Source organism: Nitratireductor sp. XY-223, assembly GCF_004959855.1.
Classification (GTDB): domain Bacteria; phylum Pseudomonadota; class Alphaproteobacteria; order Rhizobiales; family Rhizobiaceae; genus Hoeflea_A.
Window position 1 is genome coordinate 1 of sequence record NZ_SPNT01000006.1, and the last position, 19,464, is coordinate 19,464.

The following is a 19,464-nucleotide window of genomic DNA, read 5'->3' on the forward strand; positions in this document are numbered from 1 at the left end:
TCTCCACAGACATGGCGCAGGATCGGGCGACAGCAACCAGGTTGACGACATGGCGCAGGCCGCCTAATCATGAAACCGCAACGCTGCCCGTTCCTTTTTCAACAGAGAACGGGACATCCCCCACCGGCGAGTACATCTGGCACTATCAGAATACGCCCGGCGACACCTGGGACTACACGTCGACACAGCACATCATTGCCGCCGATCTGGAAATCGACGGCCGGATGCGCAAGGTCCTCATGCAGGCGCCCAAGAACGGTTTTTTCTATGTGATCGACCGGACCAACGGCGAATTCATCTCGGCGGAGCCGTTCACCAAGGTGACGTGGGCCACCGGGTATGATGAAAATGGCAGGCCCATTGAAGCCGAAGGCGCACGGGACAAGGAAAAACCGTGGGAGACAATTCCGTCCGCCTATGGCGCGCATAACTGGCACCCGATGAGCTACAACCCGGAAACCGGACTGGTCTATATTCCGGCGCAGGGTGTGCCTCTGGTGCAGTCCACCGATCCTGCCTGGGAACTGAACAGCCACAAACCCATGTCGACCATGTCCGGGATGGGATGGAACCTCGGATATCTGTTCAACGCTGTGGCACCGGAAGCGACACCTTTCGGGCAATTGCTGGCCTGGGATCCGGTCCGGCAAAAGGAAGTTTGGCGCGCCGAGTATGTCAGCCCGTGGAACGGCGGCACTCTCACCACCGCCGGGAACCTGGTCTTCCAGGGCACAGCCGACGGTCGCTTCATCGCATATAACGCAGCGACGGGTGAGGTTTTGTGGCAGACCCCCGTCGGCTCGGGTGTGGTCGCGGCCCCTGCAACTTACGAGGTTGACGGCGTGCAGTATGTCTCCATCGCTGTCGGCTGGGGCGGTGTTTATGGCCTGATGCAGCGGGCAACCGAGAGGGTCGGCCCGGGCCGGGTCTACACTTTCCGCATTGGCGGTACAGCTGAAATGCCGGCGCATGAACTCTCCGACCGCACTACCCTCGTGGAAGGTGTGCCCTACGATGCTGACGATGTTGCCCCCGGTCTCGGTGTCTATGTGTCGAACTGCCTGTTCTGCCACGGAGTTCCGGGCGTCAACAATGGCGGCGCGATCCCCAATCTCGGCTATTCCGATCCCGTCACCTTGACCAATGCCGATGCATGGGTCCTGCAAGGAGCGGGCATCCATAACGGCATGCCGCGGTTCGATGCTCATCTGAGTGAGCGCGAAGTGGAGCAGCTCATTGCCTTCATTCAAGGCACTGCGGATGCTTTGAGACCGAAGTAACCTGAAGGCAGTTCAACCAAGTAGAGGGTGCGGCAGTCGCACCGCGCCCTCACCAGCTCCCAGGCCAATGAGTTCAGAAAGCCGGCCTGGACCACCAAGCCGAAACTCGGTGGATTTAGCGAAAGGCCGCAACACTTCAATATATGACCTATGCCGGTTCTATCTGGGCGCAGGGTCTTTGGTCTCGGTCTTGGGCCTTTGTCTTGAGAACCGGGACATTCACCGTGGTTCCATTGGCCCGGCGCGTTCCCGATCAGGTTCTCACAAGAGCAACTGCTTCGTGCTTTTGCTTTGCCTCAGTAAGTGGCCCGTCCGCCCGAGAGATCGAAGACAGCCCCGGTGGTAAAACTATTTTCTCCGGATACCAGCCATGCGATCATCGACGCGGCCTCTTCCACCTCCAGGAAACGACCGCGCGGGATCTTCGAAAGCATGAAATCAATGTGTTCCTGGCTCATCTGATCGAAAATACGGGTGCGCGCGGCTGCCGGTGTCACGCAGTTAACCGCTATGTCATAGGCTGCGGTTTCCTTGCCCAGCGATTTGGTCAGCGCGATCACACCGGCTTTGGATGCCGAATAGGCCGATGCGTTCGGATTGCCCTCTTTCCCCGCGATGGAAGACACGTTCACGATGCGTCCGTAGTTGCGGGCGATCATGCCGGGCAGAATCGCGCGATTGAGGTAGAACAGCCCGTTGAGGTTCACATCGATTATCTCCTTCCACGCCTCAACGGGATAATCGACGACGGGGGCATTGACGCCTGCAATGCCCGCCGAGGCAACGAGGATATCTATCCCGCCCGACCTGGCCTCGGTTTCAGCGGCTGCGGCGCTGACCGCGTCCGCATCTGTCTGGTCCACCTCGATGAAGTCACAGCCGAGTTCAGCGGCTGTTTTCCTGCCGAGATCTCCGTCAAGATCCCAAATCGACAGTCTTGCGCCGCCGGACGCCAAGGCGCGGGCGACTGCCAAACCAATACCTTGGGCCCCACCTGTTACGACAGCGACGCGTCCTTCCAGGTCGATAGCGTTCATCAGCGGACTCCTCGTCTAACGTTTCATCGTGCCAGTGGACGGGTCAGTGCGAGCGACCGGTTCAGCTCCACACCAAAGCCCGGCGTATCCGGCACCTTCAGCCTGCCGTTTTCCGGCAACGGCTCGTTCAGGAGCAGCGGATTGAACATCGGAACGACGCGGTCGGCGGCCGGAGCCATCATCAGGAATTCGGCAAACGGGCTGTTCGCGCAGGTCGTCACGAAATGGTAGCTGTATACCGATGAGCCATGGGGAATCACAGGCAGACCCGCTTTATCGGCCAATGCCGAGATCCGGCGCAATTCGGTCAGGCCGCCGCACCAGCCCACATCGGGCTGGATCATGTCGCAGCATCCCATTTCGATCAGCATGCGAAAGCCCCATCGGGTGGCCTCGTGTTCGCCGGTCGTGACCCAGGTCTTGCCCCCCAGCCGCTGCCGAATGTCGCCGTAACCCCAGTAGTCGTCGGGCAGAAGGGGTTCCTCGATCCATTTCAGATCGTGGGGCAGGCAACCCTCGGCCAGGCGTGTCGCATAGTCGAGGTCCAGCGCCATCCAGCAGTCATACATCAACCAGAAATCGGGGCCGACACGCGCGCGCATTTCGCCCAAGGCGCCGATATTGAGGGCGAGGCCTTCCTCGCCATCGGCCGGACCATACATCAGCGGCATCTTGCCGCCGATGAATCCCAACTCCTTTGCGATATCAGGACGAGGGCCCGTGGCGTAGAAGGTCAGTTCATCATGAAACTTGCCGCCCAGAAGCTGCCATATCGGCTCCTGGCGCATCCGCCCCAGAAGGTCCCACAATGCGAGGTCGATGCCCGATATGACATTGAGCACAATACCCCGCCGCCCGTAAAAGAGGGTCGCGTTGAACATCTGGTCCCAGATGATTTCGATTTCGTCCAGCGTCCGGCCTTCCACGAAGCGCGCCAGATGGGTCTCGGCAATCAAGGCGCCGATCTCGCCGCCTGTGGTCACGCCGAAACCCACGGTACCGTCCTCGGCCTCGATCTCAATCACCAGCGAGCCAAGAACATTCAAGCCGAAACTGTTGCGCGTTTCGCGATAGGCCGGGTATTTCGACATCGGCGTGGCAATGCGGCCGTCAATCCAGTGCCCGGATTCCTGATCGTGATAATCGCCCCCGCCGCCCTTGACCGTCAGCGCCCGCAGAGCCTTGATTTTTGGCTGAGTCATTTGGACCGACCCCTGCCTAGCGCGCCTGAAGGTGCAGGCGAACCTGGTCCACACCGACCGCCAGTATCAGGACTACCCCGCGCGTCACATCCTGCCAGAAACTGGAGACGTCATTGAGCGTCAGCCCGTTGTTGAGTGTGCCGAGGATCAGCACAGCGATCAGCGTACCCCAAACCGATCCGCGCCCGCCGGCAAGTGAGGTGCCTCCCAGAATGATGGCGGCGATAACCGTCAGGAGATGGGGAGAAGCCGCAGCCGGCGCGGCAGCGCCAAGCATCGCGGCAAGCATGGCGCCGGCGACCGCACCAGATACCGCTGATATGACGTACAGTACCATCTGCACCCGCATGACCGGCAAGCCGATCAGGCGCGCAGCCTCGGGATTGCCCCCCACCGCATACACATAGCGTCCAAAATGCGTTGCCCGAAGCACGAATGCGAGGCCGACATATACACTGAGCATCAGGATCGCCGGCACGGGCACGCCAGCAAGGCGGCCCTGACCGATCCAATTAAAGCTCGGCTGCATGACCGGGCGCGTCAGCCCGCCAGTCAGAATAAGTGCGGCGCCGCCGACAATGGACATCGTGGCAAGTGTCACGATAAGCGGATTGAGCCGTAGTGTGGTCGACAGGAGGCCGTTGGCCAATCCCACGCCCACGCCCATCGCGAGCGCCGCACCGACTGCCAACCATATCGGCCAGCCGGCGGCATTCAAAAGCGCGATAAGAACGCCTGACAACCCGGCCACCGCAGCAACCGACAAGTCCAGGCCGCCCGCGATTATCAGTGGTGTTCCGGCAGCCGCCATCATGCCGATGAAGGCCACATTGGACGCAATGCTCATGGCATTGCGTGTTGTGGCAAAGAATGGCGTGAAAATCGCAAACGCGACGACAAGCAGAATGTAGAAGCCCAAAAGAATGAGTACACCCGATGCGGGGCCGCTCAAGAAGCCGCCGCGCAGGCGTTCCGCATGCCGTGTCGGTGTGTTGGCCATGGTCATGTGAGTTCCTTCTCGACTTCTGCGGGATCGGTCAGCGCGGTGGCGGCAAGCAGCGCACTGGCATCCGCCCCCCGGCCGAACCGCTGAACGACGCGGCCCCGGTTCAGAACCAGGCTGCGGTCGCACAGGCCCGCGATCTCCTCGGCATCGGACGACAGCACAAGCACGGTGAGGCCCTGCGCCGCGAATTCGGCAAGCTGGCGGTAAATGTCGCGGCGGGCACCCATGTCGACGCCACGCGTCGGTTCCTCGAGGATCAGAAGCCGGACGCCCTCGTGCAGCCAGCGCGCAACACAGACTTTCTGCTGGTTGCCGCCGGACAGAAGCCGGACGGGTTGATCCGGCCCCGATGTGCGTATGTCAAAACCCTTTATCCATTTTTGTGCCAGCGCCGCTTCGGCGTGCCGGGATGCGAAGGGGCCGTTCCGGTATTCCGGCCAGAACGCCGAAGCCAGATTCTGAGCGACGCTGAGATCACCGAGTATTCCATCGGCCTTGCGTTCAGCGGTGACATATCCGAGGCCGCACGCCTTGCCATGAGCAGGGCTGATGGCTCGATAGGGCGATCCCATCAGTCTCATGTCACCCCTGACATTCCGACCCTCGGCGCCAAACACGACACGGCCCAGATATTCCACACCCGACCCGACAAGGCCAAAAATGCCGAAGATCTCACCTGTCGAAACCGTAAACGAGACATCGGAAAGCTTGTCTTTCCATCCAAGCGCGGCTGCCTCAAAAGCAGCTTCGCCTCCGCTCGGTGCCTGGCGATGGTCAAACAGCGTTTCGGCTGCACGGCCGAGCATGGCCGCCAGAACGGATTCGACATCCGTCTCGGCGGTATGGAAAGAACCGGCGTTGCGCCCATCGCGCAGTACTTCGATCCTGTCCGATATTTCAAAGACTTCGCCCAGGTAGTGGGAGATATAGACCACCGAGGTCCCGTCCTCGCGCAGATTTCGAAGAACCTCGAACATCGCTTGCGCGTCGCGCTCGGACAACGCAGCCGTCGGTTCGTCCATGACTAGGACATTCGCGTCTGAGGCCAGCGCCCTTGCTATTTCGACAATCCGCTGCTCGGCAACGGAAAGGTGGCCGACATAACTGTCCGGTGACACGTGGTCAAAGCCGACCTGGCCCAGGATCTTCGTTGCCTTCGCCCGCATCGCCGCTCGGTCCACGAACGCGCCGCGCCCGAATTGATCCATATTCGCAAGGCATATGTTTTCGGCCACCGTCATATCAGGCATGACCGATATCTCCTGCGGAAGGAAACTGATGCCGAGAGCAGCCGCCTCGCGCGGGTTACTCATCCTCACCTCGACGCCCTCCACCTTGATCGATCCGGCGTCGCGCGAGTAGACGCCGGTCAGGATCTTCATGAGTGTGGATTTGCCTGCGCCATTGGCACCCAAGAGTGCCACAACCTCCCCGGGCTGGATGCTAAATCCGACGTTGCTTAGTACGGAAACGCCTCCGAAACTTTTGTCGACGTTGACCATGTCGATCCGATTGTCCACGCTGCTCTCCGAATATTGGCCATTCATGGAAGTGCCATGCGCAGCAAAAGGGTGGTCGACCATCGAGAGGCAATTCGATGCCGACCGCCCTTTTGGGAGACGTCAGTTCGCCGGAATCAGGTTCTTGACATCAGCGAGTTCCGGATCATCCCGAAGGCTTGCCAGATGTGCCTCAAACTCCGCCTGCGGGAATGCGAGCGTGACCGATGTCTCCGACGCGCATGCCATGTCTTCATAATAGTTGCAGATGTTCTGCGGTGTGACCATGACATGATTGATCAGCACGGAATCAGGCAGGTCGCGTCCCGCCAGGATCGCGAGCGACATCGGGACAAGTGAATTTCCGTACCGCTCCGGAAAGGACCCGACGGCCGCAAGGAAATCCTCTTCCCCTGCCAGCGTTTCGCGTTCATCTGCGCCGAGGCCGATGATCACGATGTTCTTGCGGCCGGCCTGTTGCGCGGCGCGCAAAATACCGGTCGCAACCTGGTCATTGATGCCGGTTCCCATGATGACGGCATCCTCGGGAATGCGCGACAACAGGTTGTTTGTCTGCGCGAACGCCTCATCAAGCGTGTTCTTGCTGTCAAAGGTCAGGATGTTTTCTTCCGGAAAGCCTTTGGCTGCCGCGAGGAAGCCGGCACGCTGACCGCCGGTACGCATGGCGGGAATCGGTCCCGACTGGGGAAGGAGGCCGTGGAGGAAATAACCGTCCAACACAGCTTCTTTGCCGTGTTCGGCGATCGCCGCTTGCGCCAGGTAGCTGCCGCCCATGAAGCCGGCTCGTGGGTTGTTCACGCCGAAGAACGTCGCATCGCCCATCGGAATGTCGATGGCGATGACCGGAATTCCGGCCGCATCCATGCGCTGCATGATGGTCTGCCCGAAGGCAGCGTCGGTCTGGAACTCGATCACGAGGTCGACGCCGCGTGTTATGAAGCTTTCGGCATTGGCAAGCGCGGTCGCGCCATCGAGGCGGTTGTCGGCAACGACCACATCAATTCCGGCAAGCTCCGCGTTTTCCAGGATGCCCTTTTCCACGAGCGCGCAGAACGGAATGTCGCGCTGAAGATTGGCAAAACCAATCACATATTTCTTGCCATTTTTCGGCGGGTTGACGGCAATCGCCTCCTTTACCATGGCCGCCAGGTTGCCGGCAGGTAGCGTTGCACCGTCGAATGTGGCCGGATCGTAGCCGTGAAAATCTTCCGCAAATACTGGCGAAGCGAGCAATGTAGCAGCGGCGATCGCCGGGGGAATGACCCGTTTTTTCATGATTTTCCTCCCAGGTTCCAGCTTGAAGCCGATTTCCGGAAACTAAAACTTGTCTTACATGTTGTCAAGTTGACGACAAGGCAAACTGCAAGTAGTCTCCGCGTGGGAGGTGCATCATGAGTCGCGTTTGCTTCACATTAAAGGTCCGCCGTGAACGGCTTGACGCGTATCGCGCAGCCCACCTTGCCGTTTGGCCGGAGATGTTGTCAGCGCTGCGGGAGGCGGGCTGGACGAACTATTCTCTCTTTTTGTCGGACGACGGCCTGCTTGTTGGCTATCTGGAAACGGAGGATTTTGACGCCGCACTTGCAGACATGGCAAAGCGGGAGGTCAACCACCGCTGGCAGGCGGAGATGGCGGACTATTTCGAGCCGCTTTCCGGCGGCCGCGCAGACACAGGCCTGACACGCCTTGAAGAAGTATTTCACTTGGAGTGACAAACACAATGCAGGCTCCCCTCTCGGCACTTTCACCCATCGAGCAACAGAAATCCGCTTCGGAAAGAGTGGGCGAGCAGATACGCGAGCTCATTGCTTCCGGCAACCTGGCGCCAGGTGAAAAGCTGCCTTCGGAAAATGAGTTAAGCCGGGCTCTGCAAGTGTCGCGCCCGGTTGTGCGTGAAGCGTTGCGCGGCCTGTCGATGCTGGGGCTGGTGGAGAGCAGGCAGGGCGGCGGCTGTTACGTGACTGATCTGCATGTCGACCGTCTCATGGAACCGCTGTCTTTCTTCCTCCGGCTGAACGAGCATTCCCTGGACGACCTTTTCGAGGCCCGCGCGATGATCGATTGCGGCCTGGCCAAAGCCGCTGCCGCACGTGCAACAGAGGATCAGAAGGCACGGCTGCTGGAAATGGCGAAAATCGGTTTCGATCTGGTCGACGATCCGGTGGGGTTCCGCGTCATGGACGCTCAATTCCATAGCCTGATATCCGAAGCCGCCGGCAACGCCTTCCTGAATTCGGTGGCGCAGTCCTTTTACAGCCTGGCCATGGATGCCCGACGCCGCGCCTCAGCGATGCCGGGCGTACTCGAACAGTCCGCCAAGGATCACGACGCTATCGTGAAAGCGATCGTTGCCGGCGATGGCCGCGCGGCGGCAGCCGCCATGGGACAGCATGTAGACAATATCCGCCTGACCACGCTTGCGGCACGGAACTTGAGTGAGGATTTAGCAGATGCTCCTTGAAGGAAAGCGGGCAATTGTTACCGGCGGTTCGCGCGGCATCGGACGCGGTATTGCTCTCGAATTCGCCAGGCACGGTGCCGACGTTGTCATAAACTACCACGCCGACGCCGATGCCTCATTTTCTGCAAACGCTGCCGACGAAGTTGTCGAGGCATGCCGCTCTCTGGGCGGGCGTGCAATTGCCACCGAAGGTGATATCGCTGATTCTCGGACCGACCGACGCCTCGTGGAATCGGCCGTCCGCGAATATGGCGGCATCGATGTCCTTGCATCAAACTCCGGCATTTGCCCGTTTCACGGATTCCTGGACATGCCCGAGGATCTGTTGCGCCGGGTCATGGACGTAAATCTGACCGGAGCCTTTTTTGTCTGTCAGGCGGTGGCCAATCGCATGAAGGAACAGGGAACCGGCGGAGCAATCGTCGCCACGTCATCGATCTCGGCATTGGTTGGCGGTGGTATGCAGACCCACTACACGCCGACGAAGGCCGGCGTGCATTCCCTCATGCAATCGACAGCGATCGTCCTTGGCCCGCACGGCATTCGCTGCAACTCGGTTTTACCCGGGGCTGTCGCCACCGACATAAACAGGGACGACTGGTCGGATCGCGAAAAACGCGCCTATCTGGAGGGGCGAATTCCGCTCGGCCGCTTTGGCGAACCCGAAGATATCGGCAAGGCCGTGACTTTCCTCGCATCCGACATGGCCTCCTACATCACCGGAGCCGCGCTTTTGGTAGACGGCGGTCTTTTTGTGAACTTGCAGTAGGAAGGCGGTCGAAGTGAGAATCTGCGATCCGCACATCCACCTCTGGGACCTCTCGACCGGACTTTATCCCGGCCTTGAAACGCCATCCGTGGGCTTCATCGGATCCAATGCGCCGATTTGCCGGGATTACCTGCTTGCAGAATATCTCGCAGAAGCGGGCGAAGGGCTGAATGTTGTCGCCGCCGTGCACGTGGAAGCGTTTCCGACCGATCCACTCGCCGAAGTGGCCCACGTTCAAAAAATGGCTGATGCCAGCCCGACACCGCTTGCTATCGTCGGCAATGCGGATCTCACAAGCCCTGACGTCGGCGGCCTGCTTGACCGCATGCGCGCGCATTCCGCCCTCCGGGGCATCCGCCATGTGGTCAATCTGCACGACGACCCGGCGCTGAGCTACGTGCAGACCGACTACCTGTCGGATCCGGACTTTGCGCGCGGGCTGCATGAACTGGAAACGCGCGAACTGAGTTTTGATTTGCAGCTTTATCCGCATCAGGTGGAGGCAGCAGTGCGCGTTTTCTCGGGATTGGACAACCTGAGTGTCATCGTCAACCATGCAGGAATGTGGTGCGATCGTACGCCCTCCGGCTGGACAGCATGGAAGGCTGCGCTTCGCCGTCTTGCCGATCTTCCCAATGTCACGATGAAGATTTCGGGGCTCGGCATGTTTGATCGTGCCTTCACCATCGAAAGCCTTCGGCCGCTCGTTAGCGAATGTCTTGAGGTATTCGGACCGGATCGCGCGATGTTCGCGTCCAACTTTCCGGTCGACAAGCTGTTTTCGGATTTCAGCACGCTCTGGAGCAGCTTTGATGCAATTACCGCCGACCTTCCGCGCGACTCCCGGCATGCGTTGTTCGAGGCAAACGCGAGGCGGATTTACCGCATTTAGAATGGCTCGTTGCCGCAGTGATCAGCAGTTCCGAACCCCGAGCCGCCGACCCTTTCAACACGCATTGCCAGATTCAGTGCTGACTGTCCAACCAGCATCGGTGGCTACCGGAAAACTCTGCCTTTCGCCAACGCACTAGCCCTGACGCGTTGCATCAATTCGGGAAGCGACCAATGAGATACCCTCGAAGGCCTCGGCAAAGGCTTCGGCGCGGCGCGGCGCGAACTCCTCTTCGGAAACTTCAGCGTCGTTCACCCGATCGAGGCGAAAACTCCGTATAGCATCCCGATCGAGGTCCCAACACACGAGATACCAGACGGGATAGTTCAGCATGAGGAAGTGTGGCTCGCCGTGCCTTAGGGTGGCTACTCCACGAACATCGGTGTATCCGAAACGAAGCCGCCTCAGTTCGACAAATGCGCGGCACAGAGCTTGGGTGCTCGCTTCGTCCGGTCTTGTAAAGGTGCCCAATACAGCCGGCGACGCAGATTGCCCGACCATGATCCGGCTCGATAGCGCTCCGATACGCTGCCGCATGTCCGCAGAGAAGGAAGCGGCCAGTTTTCGCCGGATCGGAGCGAGGTTGGCAATAAGCCACGGCGCATCCATTTGCTCCGCGATAGCCAGGCTAACTGCAAGCTCAACAGCTTCGCGGTAGGTCAACGCGATCCGACCGACGCCCCAGGTACGAGCAATCCTCACACCACCGCCTCGCCCCTGGTCAGCCTCGATCGGAAGGCCACGGTCGCGGAGGATGGCAATGTCGCGAGACAGGGTTCGTCGGCTCACGCCAAACTCACGGGCTATCCCCTCGACGGTCATCGCCTCGTCGGACTTTAATCGGCTTTCCAGGTGGTCAAGGCGCTCAAGACGGTCCTGCATTCGTCGTTTTGCCATGGAAAAAATGTGCCATAAGTTGTCACATATTTCCATAATTAATTGTTTCGGAGACAGAAAGCACAGGAGATACCGATGTCCCGAACGATTGTGGAAACCGCGGAGATCAAGCTCCGTGAGGGTGTGACCGAGGCTGAATTCATCGAGGCCTCGAAGACCTTCCAGCGTGAATTCCTGAGTGGCAAAAAGGGCTTCCTCAGGCGGGAGTTGCTCAAGCTCGACGAAAGGAACTATGTCGATCTGGTTCACTGGGAGAGCCGCGCCGCAGCTGACGAGGTTATGAACCTCGTCGGTGAATCCAATGCCTGCCGCGCGTTCTTCTCCTACATGGAGATGGATGAAGCAAATCCGTCCGACGGCGTGAACCACTACGAGTCGCTGGCCGTCTACGCCCCCTGAATTTCCGGATCTGGATCGTCAGCCGAACAAAATACGGCATCCCCTGCATAACGTCCGGGGGATGTCGGCGTAAGAAATTCGGAGGCTTTGGCATCGTCAAACGCCGCGACGAAGCTTTGTCTGACGCCGCTGAGGCGTTCAGATCGTTCTTGCGCACAGTCTGAAACCGTTGTTGAAACCCTCGGCTGGACTGAACCGTTGCGTTTGGGTGTCGCCAACGGGCAAACCGTGCCCGAAGTGCGGCGGCAGCGTCGTCCGATACAGCGTATAGGATCAATTCCAACCCGGACTTGCTCTAAGCCGCGGCCATTTGCGCAAATTCAACACTGCCACGCTCAATGATGAATACGTTGTCGACCACTTTTTCGGAATGTGTGTAATCCGATTCCGAGATCAGAACCGTCAGGCTTTCCGATCGCAATTCTGCAATAACCTCCATCAGCCGTTGAGCCAGGGCCGGCGCGACACCCTCGAAAGGCTCATCCAGGAGCAACAGATTTGTTCCGGTCACCATCGCTCTCGCCAAGGCGACGAGTTTCTGCTGACCTCCGCTGAGCGTCAGCGCCTTGCGGTCGGCGAAACGACCGATCTCCGGCATGAGGTCGTATACCCATTTTATCCTGGACGTGTCCGTGTCGTTGAGCGCCCAAAGCGGCACGCTGATGTTCTCCTCCACCGTGAAGTGAGGAACAAGTCTGCGGTCTTCGGGCAAATAACCGATGCCCATCCCCACCCGCGTATGGGATTTGGCTGCATCCAGTGAAATTCCGTCAAATGTTATCGATCCGCTGTTTAACGGCAGCAATCCCATGATGGCCCGCATGATGGTTGTTTTGCCGGCTCCATTGCGACCGACAAGACCGCAGGTGGTGGACGTTTCGATCGAAAACGAGACATCACGCAAAATGGGAACATCGTGAATGGACAGATCCAGGTTTTTGACCTCAAGCATTACGCGGTTCCTTTCATCGTTGCGGCGGTTCCGTTCCGGTGAAACTCCTGCCCGACAACGAATTCCCGTACCTTTTCGTTTCTCAGCACGTCCGCGGTGGGCCCGTCCGCGAGGATGGTTCCTTCGTAGAACGCCATCACACGCGGAGAGAAACGTTCAATGATCTCCATGTCGTGCTCAATGAAAAGGACGGCCGTATTGGTCGATTGAAGCGCGGAAATCAGAACTTCCATCATGTCCATCTTTTCCTCGGCGCTGACCCCACTGGTCGGTTCGTCCAGGAAAAGAAGATCGGGATTTGCGACCGTCGCCATTGCGATGTCGATCAGTTTGCGAACACCTTGGGGAAGGGCCGTAACCTCCTGATGGGCGACGTGCTCGATCCTGAATTTTGCAAGAAGTTCGAGCGCCTCATCGACAATCTCCCGGGTAACAACCGGCCGGAACAGAACCGGTCGCCTCTCCCTGGCGACCGAGAGCGCGATCAGAACGTTGTCAAGCGCGGTCAATTCCAGGAAAAGCTGGGGTATCTGGAAGGATCGACAGATGCCCAACCGGGTGATGTCGCGCGTTTCCATGCCGGTGATGTCGCGACCACGATACAAAATCTGTCCGGAGCTCGGTTGAAGATAGCCGGTGACCATGTTGACGAATGTCGTCTTGCCCGCCCCGTTCGATCCGATGATGCCGAGCACTTCACTCTCGAAAATCTCTGCATTGATATCCCTGGCGGCCACGACGGCATCGAACCGCTTCTCCAGGCCCCGCGTTTCCAAAACAACGGTCATGAGCGTGCTCCTTCCGGTTCGGAGGCCGCCTTGACCCTGTGGGTGAATTTGTTTTTGAGGCCGTTGTTGGAGCTTACGAGAGACCAAAGCCCGCGCGGCAGGAACACGATGATCAAAAGCATGACCGAGCCGACAATGATGTGCCAGGAGTCAGGCGCAATCTCGACCGCGTAGACGCGTATGAACTCAAGCAGGAGCGTTCCGAAAAGCGGTGCCGCGACGTTTCCGATCCCGCTCAGAATAGCGATGAAGACGAACTGCGCCGAGGTTACCCAATTGGTCATTTCAGGGTCGATATGACCCAATGCCATCGCCCAGAGAACACCGCCAATGGAAGACACGACCGCGGCGATCACATATATGATGTGAACGGCCTTGCGCGCCGACATTCCCAGATACTCGATGCGGATCTCGTTCTCCCGCAGCGCTTCCCCGACATAGCCCATCGGGCTGCGCAAGAACCGGTGAAGCAGGATCGCGCAGATGACGGTCGGGATGCATGTCGCAACGTAGAGAACGTCTCCGGACACGCTCTGGCCAGGCAACCACCCCAGATAGCTCGTTGCCGGCAGGTTGAAGCCATCCGTGCTCCCCAGTTCCTCGCTGCTGCTCAGCAGTCCAAAAAGAATCATGGAAACGGCAAGCGACAGCATTGCGTAGAATATCCGCCGGTATCGGCGAAGCAGAAATCCGAGAAGGAACGAGACTACAAGGCCGGCTGCAATGCCCAGCGCGATCAACAGGAAAAAGTCGGAAAGACCCCAGAGTCTGCCCGCCAGTCCGGCCGCATAGCCTCCGATGCAGAAATAGAGACCCTGCCCGAAGGAAACGAGACCCGCCCGCATCTGGACCATGACGCCAAGGGCCACCAGTCCGGTTCCCAGCGACACATGGATGTAGTTGACGATCCACTGCGGAAGAAGAAGACCGCAGGCGATCAACAGCGGCAAGGCTGCAATGAAGCCAAGCTCCGTGCGATCGAGATTGTTCATCAGATCTTCCTCCCTTCGGCCAGCGCAAAGAGCCCGTAGGGCCTGAAGGCGAGAACCACGGCCATGACGAGGTAGATGGAAAAGAGTTCGGCCGGCGGATAGACATGGACCGAAAAGGCCCGTGCGAAGCCGACGATGATTGCTCCGATCATCGCTCCCCCGACACTGCCCATGCCGCCGATCACGATAACGGCAAAAGCCAGAACGATGATTTCCGCGCCGATCCCCGGCGTTACCGAGATTTCGGGCGCAGCGACGGCTCCGCCGAAGGCGCCGAGAACGGCACCGACAACGAAGGTCACGGTAAAGAAGAGCGTGACGTTGATACCGAGGGAAGCGCTCACTTCCCGGTCCTCGATAACCACCATGAGGAGCTTTCCGGAGCGGGTATAATTCAGCGCCCACCAAAGCGCGGCCCCCACGACGGCGGCAACACCGATCACGATGAACCTGTAGACCGTGTAGGGAATGCCGAGGACATCGATCGAACCGAAGTAAAACGCCGGTTGATAGGCGACGTAGGAATCCGTTCCCCAGATGAGCTTGGTGACGTCCTCGAGAACCAGAAAAATCGCGTAGGTGACGAGAACCATCAGGATCTCGTCCTTGCCGTACATGAACCGCAGGATGCCCCGTTCGATCAGCAGCCCCGAAACGACCCCCGCCACCAGAGCGGCGACGGGTATGAGCAGGAAGGTGAGGGCGATCGTACTGCCGGTCTGCGAATAGAGCCCAATCGACCAGGCCGCGGAATAGGCGCCGAGCGCATAAAATCCCCCATGGGCGATATTGAGTATGCGCATGACGCCGTAGATCAGCGTCAAGCCGACGGATGAAAGGAAGAGCCAGGCTGAAAACCCCAATCCGTCGACAATGATGGCAATTGCTGTGAGCATCGGGAGCATTCCCTCTTGTCCGCTCACACAATCCGTCTTTCAAAGACCGAGGTTTGCATTTGCGGGAGTTTCGTGTGCCGCGGCGTGACGCCGCCGGCATCCGTTGTCGGTCGAGACAATCGGTTCTTGTCGCTCATATCGGCGACACCCGACATTTCTGCCGGGTGCCCCGGGGAGGATGCGCCTAGTTGCACTTTGCGCCTTGCAGGCCGCCCTCGATCCACTCGGTGCCTTTGACACCGGCGGGAGGATTTACGCACTCGGCCGGATACTCCTTCAGATCGACCAGGGTGCCTTTTCCGACAGCTTCGTCGAATTTATAGGTGCCATAGGTGATGCCGGCGATTGCCTGATGACCGCCGGCGAGCGCCATTTGGATCGTTCCGCTCGGCGCCTCGAATGTCAGCCCCGCCAATGCGGCGCTGATGTCTTCCGGGGCGACGCTTCCGGCCTTGTCGGCGGCCGCTTTCAATGCCAGCAGGGCCTGGGCCGTCTGATAGGAGGGGCCGACCGGCTGCGCCCCGAACCTGGCGACATAAGCTTCGGTGAACCACTTGTTCAGAGCGTTGTCCGGAGCAAGGAGGCCGTATGGGCCACGGGCGCCGATCACGGTGCCGTCCGCGATCTGCTTGCCGAAGCGCTCGACAGCCGTGTCACCGACGGTCAGCACAACCTTGCTGTTGTCGAACAGTCCGCGGCCGCCGCCCTGCAGGATGAAGGCTTCCATGTCGCCGCCCCAGAGACTGGAATGCACGACATCGGACTTATTGGTAAGGAGAGCGGAAATTTCCGATCCGTATTGACCGGCGAAAATCTTCGGGAACTGCTCGGTTTTGACCTCAACGTCTTCTTTCAGCTTCGAGATCGCAGCCGAAAAATCGCGCCAGGAGTCCTGGCCCCAGGCATAGTTCTGATTGATGCCGGAAATCGACGCGAGATCAGGGGTCGTGTCGATGATGTAGCGCGCGGCGCCGACATTGTCGCTCGTCGCATGGCTGATCGTCCGGAAAGCATATTTCGGCTCCGTCACGACTTCTTCGAAGATTTGCGGTGTGCCGCAAACGGCAAAGATGGTCAGAGCCTTGACCTCTTCGGCAACCGGAGCGATCGCCTTGCAGCTTCCCGAGGACGTGTATCCGATGACAATCTGGGCGCCATCGCCTTGCACGAGCTTCTTGAAATCGGCAACCTTCTGCTTGCTGTTCTCATCGACGTAGATCGGTTCGATCCGGGCGCCGGCGATTCCGACGGAATTGTAAGGCGCGGGAATCGTGCCGGCGTTTATTCCTTCGATGATGACTTCGGCAGCGTTTTTGGCTGGAATACCGAATGGGCCGGAAGCGCCACCGGAGTAAAAGTTGATGACACCGACTTTCACGGGTTCCTGTGCCTGTGCCGCAAGCGGCACTGAAAGAGCAACGGCGCCGAGCGCGCTTCCAACAAGAATTTTGCGAAGTGCATTCTTCATGATTTCCTCCCATCATTGAGGCGTGGCTCGGAGCCCCAAGCCAGCTTCTCACAGCCCGGGACGGTTTCCCGGGCCTTGCCAATCGCTCAATGGCAGGAATGTGTTGTGTGAATTTGCGCGAAACGTACGCAATTGTGACGAAGGTCGTTCAGCGCCTGTCACGCCGCATTTCCGGCAATGATACCGAAGGGACGTTCAAACGATGGGTCACACCCACTCGACCTTTGACGAAAAAATGTATCCGGCCCCGTAGACGGTTCTTATCAATGTCGGAGATTTTGAATCGTCGCCCAGCTTTTTTCTCAATCGGGAAATGCGGGCATCGACGCTGCGGTCCAGCGGGTCCTCATCGCTTGTCCGGATGTGGTCCATCAACTGGCTTCGGCTCAGGACGCGGCCGGTCGATTTCACAAATATTTCAAGAAGGCGCGTCTCCGAGGCACTCAGGTCTGACTCCATCCCTGCGCGATCGCGCAATGTGCAACTCTGGAAATTCGCTTCCCAGCCGGCGAATCTCGCGGTCTTTTGCGCCTTCGCGCCTCCATCCGGTTCAAACTGTCTGGACCGCCGCAGAACCGCACGAACCCGCGCAAGCAGCTCTCGCGGCTCGAACGGCTTGACAACATAGTCATCCGCACCGACTTCCAGTCCGATGATCTTGTCCGTGAGGCTGCTTCTTCCGGTGACCACGATTGAGGGGATGTTGCTGACCCGCAGATACTCGGTAACCACACTCAGCCCATCGCCATCCGGCAGCGACAGATCGACAAGACAAAGATCCGGCGTCTGCCGCTTCAACCGGTTCAGGAAACTCCCGCGCCGCGAAAACGCTTCGATGGTGAAACCTTCATTCTTCAACGTGCGCGAGATCACCAGGGCAATGTCGGCGTCGTCCTCAAGAACGTAGATGAGCGGTTTCATCGTGCCGCCTTCACGCTCTTCATGCCGACTGAATCGGAGCCGGTCAGCGCGGCGATGAGCTCGGCATCCGAAAAGGGCTTACGAAGCATCGAAACGGAGTCCGGCGCATGTGCCAGGTGGTCCGTCTTGTCCATGTTTCCGCTCATCAGGACAATGGGAATGGCGGGATGGCTTTGGCGCGCGAGCCGGGCAAGTTCTGCACCGTCGACGGATCCGGGCATGATGACGTCGGTGAGGATGGCATCCAGCTCCTCGATAACGTCAAGCAGCTCGACAGCCGCATCCGCGTTTTCGGCCTCGACGGTAGAATATCCCAGACCGGTCAATTGACGACGGACAACCCTTCTGACCTCCGCGTCGTCTTCCACCAGGAGGATGAGGGGTTTCTTCCCGGCATCCGGCATTTCGATTTCCCCGGCGACTTGCGCGGGTGCGGCAGGGTGCTCCTCCGTCGTTGGCAACAGGATCGTGAAAGTCGACCCGTTTCCGGGCTCGCTTTCGACCCAGATTGTGCCGTTGGACTGCCGAACAAAACCATAGACCAGTGCTAGACCGAGACCAGAACCGCCGACTTCACCTTTTGACGTATGAAAGGGCTCGAAGATCTGATCCGACTCCTCTTGAGTCATTCCGGAACCGGTGTCGACAATCGCAATGCGCAAATACCGGCCAGCCGAGATGCGCAGGACCGCCGCCTCATCGTCCATCAATTCATAGATGCCGCTCGACAGTGTTATCCGACCGCTTCCGTCAATTGCATCTCTTGCGTTGACGACAATGTTCAACAGGGCGGTCTCAAGTTCGGAAACGTCGACGAGAACACGGGCGCCGTCCGCATCCAGGCGCAGGTCTATTTCTATGTTCTCGGGTATCGAACTGCGGAGAAGCTCGACAAGTCCCGAAACCGTCTCGTCGGCAACGACCGGCCGGGGATTGATGGGTTTCTTTCGCGCGATGTTGAGCAGACGCTCCGTAAGGCCGGAACCGCGGCGAGCCGCCGAGATCGCGGGAACCAGGAATTCATCGCGCAGCTTGTCGTCCTCAAGGCGCTCCTCCATCGGCACCAAATTGCCGAGAATGATGGCGAGCAGATTGTTGAAGTCATGGGATATGCCGCTCGACAGCCGCCCAAGCGCGTCCATCTTTTGAGACCTCAGAAGCGCTGACGTGGCGGCTTTGGTCCGCGTGACATCGACGCTGACAATATAAAAACTGGCCGACTCATCTTCTTGCGCCCGCTCGGGCCGCAGAAAAGTCCGGACATCACGAACCCGGTTGTTGCGCATGCGGACCTTCATCTCGAAATCCACGACCTTGCCGCGTTGCGCCGGCTCGAAGAACTTCTTCGCGATGGCCATTGTCTCCGGATGCAGGACATCGTTGCAGTTCATTCCGACGATCTCGTCGGCCGTCAATCCATAGGCGCGGGCGAATTTCCGATTGGCAAACAGAATGTTCATATCGCTGTCGACACGGGCGATGCCCGCGGGGACTTCATCGGCGATCAGTTGCAATCGCGCCTGGCTCCGACGCAGCTCGCGTGTCCGTTCCGCAGCCTGCCGCTCAAGCTCGCGCTCGCGTTTCTTTTGTATGGTGATGTCGGTGTATATCGAAACGAATCCGCCATGCGGCAGCGGCGAACCATAGACCTCGATAATCGTTCCGTCGGGACGTTCGCGCTCAAGGTGGTGTTTTTCGAACCGTTTCGCCGCCGCGACCCGTTCGGCCACGAGCTCCTCGACATCACCCGAGCCGTATTCTCCTATTTCGGCATTATACCGCATGAAGGACTCGAAATCGGCGCCCACGAAGGCAAGTTCCCTCGGGAACTCAAGCAGTTCCAGAAACCTGTCGTTCCAGAAAACGAGCCGAAGATGCTCGTCAAAAATGGTTATGCCCTGATTGATATGCTGAAATCCTTCCCAGGCATATCGGGAGTGCAGGTCTGATCGAGGATCCACTGTTTTTCTTCCAGCCGGTTGCT

Annotated in this window: 19 protein-coding genes; 6 read left to right on the forward strand and 13 right to left on the reverse strand. The window is 59.0% G+C overall.

From position 1 onward, the window contains the following. On the forward strand, positions 1-1,280 hold a 1,280-nt coding region (locus E4M07_RS19210), incomplete at its 5' end, for a PQQ-binding-like beta-propeller repeat protein (protein ID WP_169054293.1). Between the two features lie 296 nt (positions 1,281-1,576). Here the strand turns inward: E4M07_RS19210 and E4M07_RS19215 are convergent. The 5 genes from E4M07_RS19215 to E4M07_RS19235 all read right to left on the reverse strand — a co-directional run bounded on the left by E4M07_RS19215 (position 1,577) and on the right by E4M07_RS19235 (position 7,320). Further along, positions 1,577-2,317, reverse strand: coding sequence for an SDR family NAD(P)-dependent oxidoreductase (locus E4M07_RS19215; protein WP_136660020.1), 741 nt, complete (start codon positions 2,315-2,317; stop codon positions 1,577-1,579). Positions 2,318-2,340: 23 nt separating this feature from the next. Then, positions 2,341-3,519, reverse strand: a complete 1,179-nt coding sequence (rhmD, locus tag E4M07_RS19220; RefSeq protein ID WP_136660021.1) for an L-rhamnonate dehydratase — start codon at positions 3,517-3,519, stop codon at positions 2,341-2,343. Between the two features lie 16 nt (positions 3,520-3,535). Further along, complete coding sequence (locus E4M07_RS19225; RefSeq protein ID WP_136660022.1) at positions 3,536-4,525, reverse strand: ABC transporter permease; 990 nt, start codon at positions 4,523-4,525, stop codon at positions 3,536-3,538. Then, positions 4,522-6,045: a sugar ABC transporter ATP-binding protein gene (locus E4M07_RS19230; protein WP_246660518.1), complete on the reverse strand. Its 1,524-nt coding sequence runs from the start codon at positions 6,043-6,045 to the stop codon at positions 4,522-4,524. The genes E4M07_RS19225 and E4M07_RS19230 overlap by 4 nt, the downstream gene beginning before the upstream one ends. Positions 6,046-6,147: 102 nt before the next feature. Continuing rightward, the gene (locus tag E4M07_RS19235; protein WP_136660024.1) at positions 6,148-7,320 is read right to left on the reverse strand and encodes a sugar ABC transporter substrate-binding protein; all 1,173 of its coding nucleotides are present in this window, start codon (positions 7,318-7,320) and stop codon (positions 6,148-6,150) included. A 116-nt stretch (positions 7,321-7,436) separates the two neighbouring features. Here E4M07_RS19235 and E4M07_RS19240 point away from each other — a divergent pair, with 116 nt between their 5' ends. Genes E4M07_RS19240 through E4M07_RS19255 form a run of 4 tightly spaced genes read left to right on the forward strand, consistent with a single transcriptional unit; the run spans position 7,437 to position 10,167 of the window. After that, a complete protein-coding gene (locus E4M07_RS19240) occupies positions 7,437-7,757 on the forward strand; it encodes an L-rhamnose mutarotase (RefSeq protein WP_136660025.1) in 321 nt (106 codons plus the stop codon). Positions 7,758-7,765: 8 nt separating this feature from the next. Next, complete coding sequence (locus tag E4M07_RS19245) at positions 7,766-8,506, forward strand: FadR/GntR family transcriptional regulator (protein ID WP_136660026.1); 741 nt, start codon at positions 7,766-7,768, stop codon at positions 8,504-8,506. After that, positions 8,496-9,275 (forward strand): glucose 1-dehydrogenase, encoded by a 780-nt coding sequence (locus E4M07_RS19250; RefSeq protein WP_136660027.1) that lies wholly within the window; start codon positions 8,496-8,498, stop codon positions 9,273-9,275. Before E4M07_RS19245 ends, E4M07_RS19250 begins: the two co-directional genes overlap by 11 nt. Before the next feature lie 13 nt (positions 9,276-9,288). Next, a complete protein-coding gene (locus tag E4M07_RS19255) occupies positions 9,289-10,167 on the forward strand; it encodes an amidohydrolase family protein (protein WP_136660028.1) in 879 nt (292 codons plus the stop codon). A gap of 135 nt (positions 10,168-10,302) precedes the next feature. Here the strand turns inward: E4M07_RS19255 and E4M07_RS19260 are convergent, their stop codons facing one another. Continuing rightward, positions 10,303-11,049, reverse strand: a complete 747-nt coding sequence (locus E4M07_RS19260) for a WYL domain-containing protein (RefSeq protein ID WP_206057317.1) — start codon at positions 11,047-11,049, stop codon at positions 10,303-10,305. A 90-nt stretch (positions 11,050-11,139) separates the two neighbouring features. Between E4M07_RS19260 and E4M07_RS19265 the strand changes: the two genes are divergently transcribed. After that, a complete protein-coding gene (locus E4M07_RS19265; RefSeq protein WP_136660030.1) occupies positions 11,140-11,463 on the forward strand; it encodes an antibiotic biosynthesis monooxygenase in 324 nt (107 codons plus the stop codon). 295 nt (positions 11,464-11,758) lie between these two features. Here the strand turns inward: E4M07_RS19265 and E4M07_RS19270 are convergent, their stop codons facing one another. The 7 genes from E4M07_RS19270 to E4M07_RS19300 all read right to left on the reverse strand — a co-directional run bounded on the left by E4M07_RS19270 (position 11,759) and on the right by E4M07_RS19300 (position 19,441). Further along, positions 11,759-12,415, reverse strand: a complete 657-nt coding sequence (locus tag E4M07_RS19270; RefSeq protein WP_136660031.1) for an ATP-binding cassette domain-containing protein — start codon at positions 12,413-12,415, stop codon at positions 11,759-11,761. After that, a complete protein-coding gene (locus E4M07_RS19275) occupies positions 12,415-13,203 on the reverse strand; it encodes an ABC transporter ATP-binding protein (RefSeq protein ID WP_136660032.1) in 789 nt (262 codons plus the stop codon). The genes E4M07_RS19270 and E4M07_RS19275 overlap by 1 nt, the downstream gene beginning before the upstream one ends. Beyond that, positions 13,200-14,195 (reverse strand): branched-chain amino acid ABC transporter permease, encoded by a 996-nt coding sequence (locus E4M07_RS19280; RefSeq protein WP_136660033.1) that lies wholly within the window; start codon positions 14,193-14,195, stop codon positions 13,200-13,202. The genes E4M07_RS19275 and E4M07_RS19280 overlap by 4 nt, the downstream gene beginning before the upstream one ends. Continuing rightward, on the reverse strand, positions 14,195-15,091 hold the full coding sequence (locus tag E4M07_RS19285; RefSeq protein ID WP_136660034.1) for a branched-chain amino acid ABC transporter permease: 897 nt from the start codon (positions 15,089-15,091) through the stop codon (positions 14,195-14,197). Before E4M07_RS19285 ends, E4M07_RS19280 begins: the two co-directional genes overlap by 1 nt. A 184-nt stretch (positions 15,092-15,275) precedes the next feature. Continuing rightward, positions 15,276-16,559: an ABC transporter substrate-binding protein gene (locus E4M07_RS19290; protein WP_136660035.1), complete on the reverse strand. Its 1,284-nt coding sequence runs from the start codon at positions 16,557-16,559 to the stop codon at positions 15,276-15,278. A 207-nt stretch (positions 16,560-16,766) separates the two neighbouring features. Then, a complete protein-coding gene (locus E4M07_RS19295) occupies positions 16,767-17,480 on the reverse strand; it encodes a response regulator transcription factor (RefSeq protein WP_136660036.1) in 714 nt (237 codons plus the stop codon). Continuing rightward, positions 17,477-19,441, reverse strand: coding sequence for a PAS-domain containing protein (locus tag E4M07_RS19300; RefSeq protein WP_136660037.1), 1,965 nt, complete (start codon positions 19,439-19,441; stop codon positions 17,477-17,479). The genes E4M07_RS19295 and E4M07_RS19300 overlap by 4 nt, the downstream gene beginning before the upstream one ends. Positions 19,442-19,464 lie beyond the last annotated feature (23 nt).